The 12,766-nt window shown below is 61.0% G+C and carries 14 protein-coding genes; 10 read left to right on the top strand and 4 right to left on the bottom strand.

The window, feature by feature from the left end:
• Positions 1–39: 39 nt before the first annotated feature.
• The 3 genes from gltS to rph form a co-directional block, all read right to left on the bottom strand.
• On the bottom strand, positions 40–1,248 hold the full coding sequence (gltS, locus tag AC07NR_RS11150; RefSeq protein WP_495078576.1) for a sodium/glutamate symporter: 1,209 nt from the start codon (positions 1,246–1,248) through the stop codon (positions 40–42).
• A gap of 386 nt (positions 1,249–1,634) precedes the next feature.
• A complete protein-coding gene (locus AC07NR_RS11145; protein ID WP_085708869.1) occupies positions 1,635–2,003 on the bottom strand; it encodes a DUF4870 domain-containing protein in 369 nt (122 codons plus the stop codon).
• A 29-nt stretch (positions 2,004–2,032) separates the two neighbouring features.
• Positions 2,033–2,755, bottom strand: a complete 723-nt coding sequence (gene rph, locus AC07NR_RS11140; RefSeq protein WP_085708868.1) for a ribonuclease PH — start codon at positions 2,753–2,755, stop codon at positions 2,033–2,035.
• 267 nt (positions 2,756–3,022) lie between these two features.
• Between rph and AC07NR_RS11135 the strand changes: the two genes are divergently transcribed.
• From AC07NR_RS11135 to AC07NR_RS11110, 6 genes are all read left to right on the top strand, one after another.
• Positions 3,023–3,886: a YicC/YloC family endoribonuclease gene (locus tag AC07NR_RS11135; protein WP_495078575.1), complete on the top strand. Its 864-nt coding sequence runs from the start codon at positions 3,023–3,025 to the stop codon at positions 3,884–3,886.
• Between the two features lie 10 nt (positions 3,887–3,896).
• Positions 3,897–4,517 (top strand): guanylate kinase, encoded by a 621-nt coding sequence (gmk, locus tag AC07NR_RS11130; RefSeq protein ID WP_085708867.1) that lies wholly within the window; start codon positions 3,897–3,899, stop codon positions 4,515–4,517.
• A gap of 168 nt (positions 4,518–4,685) precedes the next feature.
• Positions 4,686–4,949: a DNA-directed RNA polymerase subunit omega gene (rpoZ, locus tag AC07NR_RS11125; RefSeq protein ID WP_495078574.1), complete on the top strand. Its 264-nt coding sequence runs from the start codon at positions 4,686–4,688 to the stop codon at positions 4,947–4,949.
• A gap of 57 nt (positions 4,950–5,006) precedes the next feature.
• Entirely contained in the window at positions 5,007–7,112 is a 2,106-nt protein-coding gene (gene spoT / locus AC07NR_RS11120; protein WP_007954439.1) for a bifunctional GTP diphosphokinase/guanosine-3',5'-bis pyrophosphate 3'-pyrophosphohydrolase, read from the top strand.
• 24 nt (positions 7,113–7,136) lie between these two features.
• Positions 7,137–7,517, top strand: a complete 381-nt coding sequence (locus AC07NR_RS11115; RefSeq protein WP_003229509.1) for a RidA family protein — start codon at positions 7,137–7,139, stop codon at positions 7,515–7,517.
• 73 nt (positions 7,518–7,590) lie between these two features.
• Positions 7,591–8,331, top strand: coding sequence for a putative periplasmic lipoprotein (locus tag AC07NR_RS11110; protein WP_114886331.1), 741 nt, complete (start codon positions 7,591–7,593; stop codon positions 8,329–8,331).
• A 139-nt stretch (positions 8,332–8,470) separates the two neighbouring features.
• Here the strand turns inward: AC07NR_RS11110 and AC07NR_RS11105 are convergent, their stop codons facing one another.
• A complete protein-coding gene (locus AC07NR_RS11105; protein WP_495078573.1) occupies positions 8,471–9,328 on the bottom strand; it encodes an SDR family oxidoreductase in 858 nt (285 codons plus the stop codon).
• A gap of 188 nt (positions 9,329–9,516) precedes the next feature.
• Between AC07NR_RS11105 and exbB the strand changes: the two genes are divergently transcribed.
• The 4 genes from exbB to AC07NR_RS11085 all read left to right on the top strand — a co-directional run bounded on the left by exbB (position 9,517) and on the right by AC07NR_RS11085 (position 12,765).
• The gene (gene exbB, locus AC07NR_RS11100) at positions 9,517–10,479 is read left to right on the top strand and encodes a tonB-system energizer ExbB (RefSeq protein ID WP_495078572.1); all 963 of its coding nucleotides are present in this window, start codon (positions 9,517–9,519) and stop codon (positions 10,477–10,479) included.
• Positions 10,480–10,485: 6 nt separating this feature from the next.
• Positions 10,486–10,914: a TonB system transport protein ExbD gene (gene exbD, locus AC07NR_RS11095; RefSeq protein ID WP_085708863.1), complete on the top strand. Its 429-nt coding sequence runs from the start codon at positions 10,486–10,488 to the stop codon at positions 10,912–10,914.
• Complete coding sequence (locus AC07NR_RS11090) at positions 10,911–11,660, top strand: energy transducer TonB family protein (RefSeq protein WP_085708862.1); 750 nt, start codon at positions 10,911–10,913, stop codon at positions 11,658–11,660. Before exbD ends, AC07NR_RS11090 begins: the two co-directional genes overlap by 4 nt.
• A 175-nt stretch (positions 11,661–11,835) precedes the next feature.
• Positions 11,836–12,765, top strand: coding sequence for a hydrogen peroxide-inducible genes activator (locus AC07NR_RS11085; protein ID WP_064379831.1), 930 nt, complete (start codon positions 11,836–11,838; stop codon positions 12,763–12,765).
• The last annotated feature ends 1 nt before the right edge of the window (position 12,766 follow it).

Below are 12,766 nucleotides of genomic sequence, written 5' to 3'. Positions count from 1 at the left end.
GGGCATTTTTTATGCATCAGCCTCAGTCTGAAATGTGCTTTAGACCGCAGCGAAAAACGGCAGCGCCAGGTACAACTTGATCACGATGACATTGATGATATCGATGAAGAATGCCCCCACCATCGGCACGACCAGAAACGCGATCTGCGAAGGCCCGTAACGCTGCGTCACCGCTTGCATGTTGGCAATGGCGGTCGGCGTCGCACCGAGGCCGAAACCGCAATGGCCGGCCGCCAGCACCGCCGCATCGTAGTTGCGGCCCATCACCCTGAACGTCACGAATACCGCGAACAGCGCCATGACCAGCGTCTGCACGGCCAGAATGATGAAGATCGGCAACGCCAGCGCTGCCAGGTCCCACAGCTTGAGCGACATCAGCGCAATCGCCAGAAACAGCGACAGGCTGACGTTGCCCAGCACCGAAACTTCCCGCTCGAATACCTGATACAGACCAAACGCCGAGAGCCCGTTGCGCAGCACGACGCCCACAAACAAGACACAAACGAATGTCGGCAACTCGAATGCCGTGCCATGCAACAACCCGTTAAGCAGAGTGCCGACCAGCAGACTGACCGCGATCAGTGCCAGGGTTTCGATGAACGAGAATGGCGTGATCGAGCGCTCCTTGTTCGGCTGCTCAAAACCCTTTGGCAGACGCGGCGCCTCCTGCGCGTGGCAACCCGGCACCTCGACACGCTTGATCAGCAGGCGGGCAACCGGACCACCGATCAGACCACCCAGTACCAGACCGAATGTCGCCGAGGCTATCGCCAGCTCGGAGGCCGAAGCCAGACCGTATTTCTCGCTGAATACCGTACCCCACGCGGCGCCGGTTCCGTGACCACCGGCCAGCGTGATGGAGCCAGTCAACAGCCCCATCAGCGGGTCGAGCCCCAGCATTGTGGCGAGTCCGATACCCATGGCGTTCTGCAGTATCAGGAGGCCGGCGACCGCCAATAGAAATATCCCGACTACGCGACCGCCCTTCTTCAGGCTGGCGAAGTCTGCACTCAGGCCGATAGTTGCAAAAAACGCCAGCATCAGCGGCGCCTGCAACGAGGTATCGAACCGGACTTCTATGTCGAGCGCACGCAATACCAGAAGCACCAGAGCAACCAACAGGCCACCCGCGACAGGTTCGGGAATATTGAAATTGCGCAGTACACCAACACGGGTAACAAGACCACGCCCCAGCAGAAGTACAAGGGAAGCGGCCACGAGCGTGCCGTAAAAATCGAGCTGAATCATCTGGATTATTCTTGGCTATATAGTCGGAGGCGAACTTTTCCCTGGATACGCCTCACGAATCGGCTGGCTGTTTCAACACTGGAAACACTGAAATTCAAGAGCCTTCGATGGCCTGAATATATCGAAATATTTCTGAAGGAATATGACGTGCGACAACCTTAACAAGCGCAAAGTCATGCTGCCAATGACCTTTGGCCGTATCAAGGCATTGCAGTTGTGACTAAAAATGTAAGGCTGATGAATATATAAAATTCTTCTGCCATTCATCGCAGGCAGATTATTCCTACGAGGAATTCAGGTTTATTTAGTTGCAAAAAAGCCCTGACAAGTCAGGGCCTTTAAACATGCAGAACTAATTATTCCAACATGCACATTTCGGCTGAAGGCTACTTTATCAAGCGCCAGGTAAACGGATAACGGTACGGAAAACCTTCATTGGCTTTTACGCCACCGATGATCGTCAGTACCAGCGCGCCGATGGCGAGCAGGCCGAACAACACGAACCCGATAATCAGCACCATCAGCAGGAAGCAGATCATCGAAGCAATCGCCACGGTGATCTGAAAATTCAGCGCTTCCTTGCCCTGGGCATCGATAAACGGATCCGTCTCGCGCTTCATCTGCCACAGGATCAAAGGCCCGATCAGCGTGCCGAACGGAACCCAGATCCCCAGCAAGGCGGACAAGTGACAAAACATTGCCCACTGGCGAACCTCGTGGCTCGGCTTGGGCAGCAACTCTTGCTCATCACTCATCGCGTCCTCCTTGCGGGTTACGAACCTGCTCAGTCGGCCAGTGCAGCCGTTTGCAGTTCGAAGATCTCGTTCATGCCTTTCTTGGCCAGTTCCAGCATCGCAGTCAGCTCTTCAGGCTGGAACGGCGCGCCTTCGGCGGTGCCCTGCACTTCGATGAAACCGCCGGTGCTGGTCATCACCACGTTCAGGTCAGTCTCGGCAGCGGAGTCTTCAAGATAGTCCAGATCCAGCACCGGCTCGCCCTGGTACATGCCCACGGAAACGGCACCGATCATTTGCTTGAGCGGGTCGCCGCCTTTCAGGCCACCGCGCTTCTTGATGACTTTCAGGGCATCGACCAGCGCAACCATGGCGCCGGTGATCGACGCGGTGCGGGTTCCGCCGTCAGCCTGGATCACGTCGCAGTCGACGTACAGGGTGACGTCGCCCAGCTTGGACATGTCCAGCGCAGCGCGCAGGGAGCGACCGATCAGACGCTGGATTTCCAGGGTGCGACCGCCCTGCTTGCCACGGCTCGCTTCACGCTGGTTACGCTCGCCGGTGGCGCGCGGCAGCATGCCGTACTCGGCGGTCAGCCAGCCCTGGCCCTGACCTTTGAGGAAGCGCGGCACGCCGTTCTCGACGCTGACGGTGCAGATGACTTTGGTATCGCCGAATTCGACCAGTACCGATCCCTCGGCGTGCTTGGTGTAGTTGCGGGTAATGCGGATCGAGCGGAGCTGATCGGCAGCGCGACCACTTGGACGTTTCATAGGAGATACCTGTACTGGGGACGGAAAACTGCGGAGCATTATAGAGCTGCGCACCGCGCCTGGGCACTGCCTAAAAATTCCGGCCGTCGATCCAGGGCCCTGAAACGCGCTTCGCCGACGGCCTGCAGCCCTTTGTCACACCGTGTGTTTGGGCGCATCTGCCGCACTGCGCTACAATCCTGCGCCTTTGCTGCCAGTCGGCTTAAATTCATTGATATCGAGCTGCGAAGCTTCAATTCGCGCCGATCTGTATCGCGAGGTCACCCCATGGTGCACAGCATGACCGCCTTCGCCCGCGTCGAAAAAGCCGGCGTTCAGGGCACCCTGAGCTGGGAGCTGCGCTCGGTCAACAGCCGCTACCTGGAACCCCACCTGCGCCTGCCGGAATCGTTTCGCGACCTCGAAGGCGCCGTCCGCGAAGCCCTGCGCCAGGGCCTGTCGCGCGGCAAACTGGAATGCACCCTGCGCTTCACCGAGGAAAGCACCGGCAAGCCGCTGCAAGTGGATCGCGAGCGCGCTGCACAATTGGTCGCCACTGCCGAAACCGTCGCCGGCCTGATCAAGAACCCGGCGGCGCTGAACCCGCTGGAAGTGCTGGCCTGGCCGGGCGTGCTGGTCGCCGACGCCACCGACCCGCAAGCGCTGAACGCCGAGGCGCTGGCCCTGTTCAATCAAGGCCTGAAAGACCTCAAGGCCGGCCGCGAGCGCGAAGGCGCGGAGCTGGCACGTCTGATCAACGATCGCCTGACCTCCATCGAGGAAGACGTGGTGACCCTGCGCGAACTGGTTCCGCAGATGCTCGCCACCCAGCGCCAGAAAGTCCTCGACCGCTTCGCCGACATGAAGGCCGAGATGGACCCGCAGCGCCTGGAACAGGAAATGGTCATGCTCGCGCAAAAGAGCGACGTGGCTGAAGAACTGGATCGCCTGAGCACTCACATCATCGAAGTTCGCCGGGTGCTGAAGTCCGGCGGTGCCGCCGGCCGGCGCCTGGACTTCCTGATGCAGGAGCTCAACCGCGAAGCCAACACACTGGGCTCCAAGGCCTTCGACCCGCGCAGCACTCAGGCGGCGGTCAACCTCAAGGTGTTGATCGAGCAGATGCGCGAACAAGTGCAGAATATTGAGTAAGGCAACAGACATGACCCACAGCACCGGCACCCTGTACATCATTTCCGCCCCTTCGGGCGCGGGCAAGAGCAGCCTGGTCAAGGCCCTGACCGACGCCAACCCGGAGATCCGCGTCTCGATTTCCCACACCACCCGCGCCATGCGCCCGGGCGAAGTGGACGGCGTGAACTATCACTTCGTGAGCCGCGAAGAGTTCGTGAAAATGGGCGAGCACGGCGACTTCCTCGAACGCGCCGAAGTCTTCGGCAACTTCTACGGCACCTCGCAAAGCCGTCTGCAGCAGACCCTGGACGAAGGCCACGACCTGATTCTGGAAATCGACTGGCAAGGCGCCGAGCAGGTGCGCAAGCTGATGCCGCAGGCCCGTTCGATCTTCATCCTGCCGCCATCGCTGCAGGCCCTGCACCAGCGCCTGACCAACCGCGGCCAGGACAGCGACGAAATCATTGCCGGCCGGATGCGCGAAGCCGTCAGCGAAATGAGCCACTACGTCGAGTACGACTACCTGATCATCAACGACGATTTCGCCCACGCACTGGACGATCTGAAAGCGATTTTCCGCGCCAATCAGTTGCAGCAGAAACGCCAACAGGTGCGTTTCGGCAAATTGCTGGCTGAATTGCTGGGCTGAAACAGCACTTCCCAAAACCGCTGCAAGGGCTTTACATTGGTGCTTGCAGCGCGTTGAAGAGTCTGGTCAAAAAATCAGCGCTTCCCTAATCGCTGGTGATTTTTTAAACTGTTGAGTCCGCTCGCCCAACCGGGCAGCGCGCATATTGCATTCGCTCCGAGGAATACCATGGCCCGCGTAACCGTTGAAGACTGCCTAGAACACGTGGAAAACCGCTTTGAGCTGGTCATGCTCTCTACCAAGCGTGCCCGTCAACTGGCCACCGGCGGCAAAGAGCCCCTGGTACAGTGGGAAAACGACAAACCGACCGTAGTTGCGCTGCGTGAAATCGCTGAAGGCCTGATGAGCTACGAGTTCATCGCCGAGCAGGAAATCGTCCACGAAGACCCGGTCTTCGCTGCGTTCGAGGACGAGTCCAACGAGGCCATCTAAGCCTATGCCTGGTCGACGTAGCACGGCGCGGGATCACAGCCTACGGCAGGAGTCATCATGCCGAGCATAGACGCCCTCGCCGATCGCTTATCGACCTACCTCGGCAACGACCAGGTCAACCTGGTCCGCCGAGCGTATTTCTACGCCGAACAAGCCCACGACGGCCAACGCCGCCGCAGCGGCGAGGCGTACGTCACGCATCCTCTTGCCGTGGCAAACATTCTTGCCGACATGCACATGGACCATCAGAGCCTGATGGCCGCGATGCTGCATGACGTGATCGAAGACACCGGTATCGCCAAGGAAGCGCTGCAAGCGCAGTTCGGTGAAACCGTGGCCGAACTGGTCGACGGGGTCAGCAAACTGACCCAGATGAACTTCGAGACCAAGGCCGAAGCCCAGGCTGAAAACTTCCAGAAAATGGCCATGGCCATGGCACGCGACATTCGCGTGATCCTGGTCAAGCTCGCCGACCGCCTGCACAACATGCGCACGCTGGAAGTGCTGTCCGGGGAAAAACGCCGGCGCATCGCCAAGGAAACCCTCGAGATCTACGCACCCATCGCCAACCGCCTGGGCATGCACGCGATCCGCATCGAGTTCGAAGACCTCGGTTTCAAGGCCATGCACCCGATGCGTTCCGCGCGGATCTACCAGGCGGTCAAGCGCGCCCGGGGCAACCGCAAGGAAATCGTCAACAAGATCGAAGAATCCCTCGGCCACTGCCTCGCCATCGACGGCATCCAGGGCGAAGTCAGCGGTCGCCAGAAACACCTCTACGGCATCTACAAAAAAATGCGCGGCAAGCGTCGGGCCTTCAACGAAATCATGGACGTCTACGCGTTCCGGATCATCGTCGACAAGGTCGATACCTGCTACCGCGTGCTGGGTGCTGTACATAATTTGTACAAACCGTTGCCGGGTCGCTTCAAGGATTACATCGCGATCCCCAAGGCCAACGGCTATCAGTCGCTGCACACCACGCTGTTCGGCATGCACGGTGTACCGATCGAAATCCAGATCCGCACCCGCGAAATGGAAGAGATGGCCAACAACGGCATCGCCGCCCACTGGCTGTACAAATCCAGCGGCGACGAGCAGCCGAAAGGCACTCATGCCCGCGCCCGTCAGTGGGTCAAAGGCGTGCTGGAAATGCAGCAACGTGCCGGCAACTCGCTGGAATTCATCGAGAGCGTGAAGATCGACCTGTTCCCGGACGAGGTCTACGTGTTCACGCCCAAAGGCCGGATCATGGAGCTGCCCAAAGGCTCCACGGCGGTCGACTTTGCCTATGCGGTGCACACCGACGTCGGCAACAGCTGCATCGCTTGCCGGATCAACCGTCGTCTCGCACCGCTGTCCGAACCGCTGCAAAGCGGCTCCACGGTCGAGATCGTCAGCGCCCCCGGCGCGCGGCCGAACCCGGCGTGGCTCAACTTCGTGGTCACCGGCAAGGCGCGGACCCACATCCGCCATGCGCTGAAGCTGCAACGCCGCTCCGAATCCATCAGCCTCGGCGAACGCCTGCTGAACAAGGTGCTCAACGGTTTCGACAGTGCCCTGGAACAGATTCCGGCCGAACGCGTGAAGGCGATGCTCACCGAGTACCGCCTCGAACTGATCGAAGACTTGCTGGAAGACATCGGCCTGGGCAACCGCATGGCCTATGTCGTCGCACGCCGCCTGCTCGGCGAAGGCGAGCAATTGCCAAGCCCTGAAGGCCCGCTGGCGATTCGCGGCACCGAAGGTCTGGTCCTCAGTTACGCCAAATGCTGTACGCCGATCCCGGGCGACCCGATTGTCGGTCACCTGTCGGCGGGCAAAGGCATGGTCGTGCACCTGGACAACTGCCGCAACATCAGCGAAATCCGCCACAACCCGGAAAAATGCATCCAGCTCTCGTGGGCCAAGGATGTCACCGGCGAATTCAACGTCGAACTGCGCGTCGAGCTGGAACACCAGCGCGGCCTGATCGCCCTGCTGGCCAGCAGCGTCAACGCGGCCGACGGCAATATCGAGAAAATCAGCATGGATGAGCGCGATGGTCGCATCAGCGTCGTCCAGTTGGTGGTCAGCGTCCACGACCGTGTGCACCTGGCCCGCGTGATCAAGAAACTGCGCGCACTGACCGGGGTGATCCGCATCACCCGCATGCGTGCCTGAGCCCACCATTACAAGGAGTCATACATGACCAAGACCGTTATCACCAGCGACAAGGCCCCGGCCGCCATCGGCACTTACTCCCAGGCGATCAAGGCTGGCAACACTGTCTACATGTCGGGCCAGATCCCGCTGGACCCGAAAACCATGGAACTGGTCGAAGGCTTCGAAGCCCAGACCGTCCAGGTCTTCGAGAACCTGAAAGCCGTGGCCGAAGCCGCCGGCGGTTCGTTCAAGGACATCGTCAAGCTGAACATCTTCCTCACCGACCTGAGCCACTTCGCCAAGGTCAACGAGATCATGGGCAAGTACTTCGACCAGCCGTACCCGGCCCGCGCCGCCATCGGCGTTGCCGCCCTGCCAAAGGGTTCGCAGGTTGAAATGGATGCCATTCTGGTCATCGAGTAATGCGCGCGGCGCGGCCCTTCAAGGTCGCGCCGACTGCTCTGCGGTAAAGAAAAGGTTTTGAAAGGATTCCACCATGCGCAAAGCGCTTGCTCTCTCGCTGCTCGCCATTTTCCTCGGCGGTTGCGCCAGCAACCCTGCCGACCGTGACATCAGCGGCACCTGGATCAATCAGGTCGCCATCGATGCCGCCGCCAAGGGCGGCCCCCTGCGTGAAGCGCTTCAGGCCTACGGCCCGAACCTGGAATGGGACATCAACACCAAGGCCGGCCAGGCCCGCTTCACCAACGGTTTCGAGAACGTCGAAGGACGGCTGCAGGGCGAACAGTCCGGCGCCTGGAAAGTCGACTTCTACGGCAGCTCCGGCAGCGAACTGAAACGCGACGGCGGTCAGTTGCATCAGGCTGCCAGCGAAAACGAACCCCAGCAGCTCTTCGATCGCGCGCAGATTCCGGTGCCGGAAGGCGCACCGATCGGCGCCAGCTTCGAACGTGCGCTGTACTCGGCCTACCTGGGCGGCAACTGGACCATCGCCAGCGGCCAGGGCGAAGGCGCCACTGTGCAATTCCAGGCTGACGGACAAGTCTCCGGCCTGCCGGGTGCCGACCGCTACGCCTTGTGCCTGGCGGGCGACTGCGCATCGATGAGCAGCGGCAACGACAGCATGTGGCTGCAGCAGAACGGCCAGGGCAACAACTGGATCTTCGTTCGCAAGGGCAAGGAGCTGGAAATTTTGCAGGCCGTGAACACGGCGCTGGCGGATGAACAGCCGCAGTTCAGCCCGGGTGAACGCAAGTGGTTGCTCGAGAAGCAGTAACCCGGCTTTGAAGCTTCAGAGATCCCATGTGGGAGCGAGCCTGCTCGCGATAGCAGTCTGACAATCAACATCAATGTTGAATGTTATGACCTCATCGCGAGCAGGCTCGCTCCCACATTGACTTTGTAATGCCCGCAAGTCAGCAGCGACCCTCAAGAATCGCAGCATACCCCTCGCGATAACTCGGATACGTCGGCACCCAGCCCAACGCTTTCGCCCGGGCATTGCTGCAACGCTTGCTGCCGGTTCGACGCACGCTCTCGTCTTCCGACCATTCGGTGACACCCAGATACTCACGCAACCACACCACCACTTCGGCCAGCGGTGCCGGCGCATCGTCCACGCCGATGTAGACGTCATCCAGCGCCACACCCTTGCGATCCGCCTCCAGCAGGAACGCCATCAGGCCCGCCGCGTCATCGGCATGGATGCGATTGCCATACAGCGGCGGATCGACCGCCACGCGATAGCCCCGACGCACCTGGGTCAGCAGCCATTCACGGCCCGGGCCGTAAATGCCGGTCAGGCGCACGATGCTCGCCGGGATGCCGCTGTTCAGCGCGATTTGCTCGGCCTCCAGCATCACCCGACCGGAATAACCAGCGGCAACGGTCTCGGATTTTTCATCCACCCATTCCCCGTCCTGCTGCCCGTAGACACTGCTGCTGGAAATGAACAGCAGCCGATCCGGCACCTGTCCGTAATCGTCCAGCCAGCCCAGGACATGTTGCAAACCCTGCACATAAGCCGCGCGATAACCGGCTTCATCGTGCTCGGTCGCCGCCGCGCAATACACCAGGTAATCCACGGCACCGACCGGCCAGGTCTCGGGGCAATCTTCATTGAACAAGTCACCGGCCACACCGATAACGCCTTCCGGCAAACGTGAAACATTGCGGCGCAGGCCATATACCTGAAAGCCGGCAGCCAGCAATTGCGTGGCCAGACGGCTGCCGACATCACCGCAACCGGCGATCAAAACAGAGGGCGCGGACATCAAAAATCTCCCATCGGAAAGCGACAGACTAGCCCTGGCAGGGGACGAGCGGCTAGCAATGAAGGAAAAAAAGCAACTCTATTACTTCTGTTAACAAGAATTACTTGCAATAATGCACCTCACTTTTGTTCTCGGCCTCACGAGGCCTGGAAGAGCATCACCGTTTTTCTACCTCAGGTCCGGCCAGCATGACACGCATTCAAACCCCCGCTTCGCCAACCAACCGACCTCGCGCCTGGAGCGCGGCGGCTGCCCTGCTCCTCAGCCTGATGCTGGCGCCAACCGCCGCTTTCGCTGACGCCCAGGCGCCGGCCACTCCAGCCGCCCACGAGCAGACTGCACCGACTGCCCCTGCCGCCGCGGCGGCCGCGACCGACCCGGTTCAGGCCGTGGACGCCAACGCCGAAGACGCACCTGAAGTCCTCGAAGCCGACAACACCCTGGGCATGGCCCACGACCTGTCGCCATGGGGCATGTACCAGAACGCCGACATCATCGTGAAGATGGTGATGATCGGTCTGGCCATCGCTTCGATCATCACCTGGACCATCTGGATTGCCAAAGGCTTCGAGCTGATGGGCGCCAAGCGTCGTCTGCGTGGCGAAATCGCCGCCCTGAAAAAAGCCACCACCCTTAAAGAAGCCAGCGCCACTGCGGCGAAGGAAGGCACCCTCGCCAACCTGCTGGTCCACGACGCCCTCGAAGAGATGCGTCTGTCGGTCAACTCCCGCGAGAAAGAAGGCATCAAGGAACGCGTCAGCTTCCGCCTCGAGCGCCTGGTGGCCGCCTGTGGCCGCAACATGAGCAGCGGTACCGGCGTTCTCGCCACCATCGGTTCCACCGCACCGTTCGTCGGTCTGTTCGGCACCGTGTGGGGCATCATGAACAGCTTCATCGGCATCGCCAAAACCCAGACCACCAACCTCGCCGTCGTGGCCCCGGGCATCGCTGAAGCGCTGCTGGCCACCGCGCTGGGTCTGGTCGCTGCGATTCCTGCGGTTGTGATCTACAACGTGTTCGCCCGCTCCATCGCCGGTTACAAGGCTCAGGTGTCCGATGCATCGGCAGAAGTCCTGTTGCTGGTCAGCCGCGACCTCGACCACCAGCCTGAGCGCAGCAGCTCGCAGCCGCACATGGTCAAAGTGGGGTAATCGGCCATGGGCCTGCATTTGAAAGAAGGCGCAGACGACGATCTGGCCGAGAACCACGAAATCAACGTCACGCCGTTCATCGACGTGATGCTGGTGCTGTTGATCATCTTCATGGTGGCTGCTCCGCTGGCCACCGTGGACATCAAGGTCGACCTGCCTGCCTCGACCGCCAAACCGGCGCCACGGCCAGAGAAACCGGTGTTCCTCAGCGTCAAGGCTGACCAGCGCCTGTACATCGGTGACGACGAAGTCAAAGCCGAAACCCTCGGCGCCGTGCTCGACGCCAGGACCCATGGCAAGAAAGACACCACCATCTTCTTCCAGGCCGACAAAGGCGTGGATTACGGCGACCTGATGAGCGTGATGGACAAGCTGCGCAGCGCCGGTTACCTGAAGGTTGGTCTGGTCGGCCTCGAGAGCGCAGTCAAGAAATGATCACGACGCGCCATAAGCTGACGCGTTACAGCGGTAGCCTGGCCGTGGTGCTGGGCGTTCACGCGCTGGCCATCGCGCTGGCGCTGAACTGGACCGCCCGCCCGCCCATCGAATTGCCGCCGCAGGCAATGATGGTCGAGCTGGCACCGGTTCCGGCCCCGCCACCGCCTGCACCGCCGAAAGTCGTCACGCCACCGCAGCCACCGGCTCCGGTCGAAGAACTGCCGATCCCGAAACTGGCCGAAGCACCGAAGGCAGAAATTGCCGTACCCAAGCCGAAGCCAAAACCCAAGCCAAAGCCGCAACCGCCAAAACCGGTTGAGAAGAAACCGGAGCCTGTGAAGGAAAAACCTTCCGAGGAAAAACCGGCGGAACCTCAGCAGACCCAGGCGCCGACGGAGAAATCCGCCCAGCCGGCACCGGGCCCGTCGCCAGCACAACTGGCGGCCAAGGCCAGCTGGCAAGGCACCCTGCTCGCGCATTTGCAGAAGTACAAGAAGTACCCGGCAAGCGCGCAGGCACGGGGCAAGGAAGGTTTGAACCGGCTGCGTTTCGTGGTCGATGGCGAAGGCAACGTACTGTCGTTCGAACTGGTGGGCCGCTCCGGCAACGCCGATCTGGACCGGGCCACCCTGGACATGATCCGCCGCGCCCAACCGCTGCCCAAGCCACCGGCCGACATGCTGACCAATGGCTCGATCGAAATTGTTGCGCCGTTTGTTTACTCGCTGGAACGCCGCCGCTGATCTGCACCGGCAGAACACGGCTCGATCCCGCCAGAAAGGCACCGAAAGGTGCCTTTCTCATATCTGCCAACGGCAAACCGGCATTGCCCGGTGTCGCATTGATCACTCAGTCTGATAACGTGCGTCTATCGATTGCAGCCGGTATGCTTGGCCCGCATCTTCATGGACGCTTGCTATGACCCTCACAGAATTACGCTACATCGTTACCCTCGCCCAAGAGCAGCATTTCGGCCACGCGGCCGAGCGTTGCCACGTCAGCCAGCCGACCCTGTCGGTGGGCGTGAAAAAGCTTGAAGACGAACTCGGTGTGCTGATTTTCGAGCGCAGCAAAAGCGCCGTGCGCCTGACCCCGGTCGGCGAAGGCATCGTCGCCCAGGCGCAGAAAGTGCTGGAGCAGGCCCAGGGCATCCGCGAACTGGCCCAGGCCGGCAAAAACCAGCTGACCGCCCCGCTGAAAGTCGGCGCGATCTACACCGTCGGCCCGTACCTGTTCCCGCACCTGATTCCGCAACTGCACCGGGTCGCCCCGCAGATGCCGTTGTACATCGAAGAAAACTTCACCCACGTGCTGCGCGACAAACTGCGCAACGGCGAGCTGGACGCGATCATCATCGCCCTGCCGTTCAACGAAGCCGACGTGCTGACCCTGCCCCTCTACGACGAGCCGTTCTACGTCCTGATGCCGGCCCAGCACCCGTGGACCCAGAAAGAATCCATCGACGCCGCCCTGCTCAACGACAAGAGCCTGCTGCTGCTCGGCGAAGGCCACTGCTTCCGCGATCAGGTGCTGGAAGCCTGCCCGACCCTGACCAAGGGCAACGACGGCGCCAAGCACACCACGGTCGAATCCAGCTCGCTGGAAACCATTCGCCACATGGTCGCGTCCGGCCTGGGTATCTCGATCCTGCCGCTGTCGGCGGTGGACAGCCATCACTACGCCCCGGGCGTGATCGAAGTGCGTCCGCTGTCGGCACCGGTGCCGTTCCGCACCGTGGCAATTGCCTGGCGCGCCAGCTTCCCACGACCGAAAGCCATCGAGATTCTCGCCGACTCCATTCGCCTGTGCTCGGTCGCCAAACCCGCCGCGCCGGTCACGGCCGGTTAAG

The sequence above is a fragment of the Pseudomonas sp. GW821-FHT09C09 genome, assembly GCF_059418105.1.
This window is presented reverse-complemented; position numbering and strand designations above follow the sequence as displayed.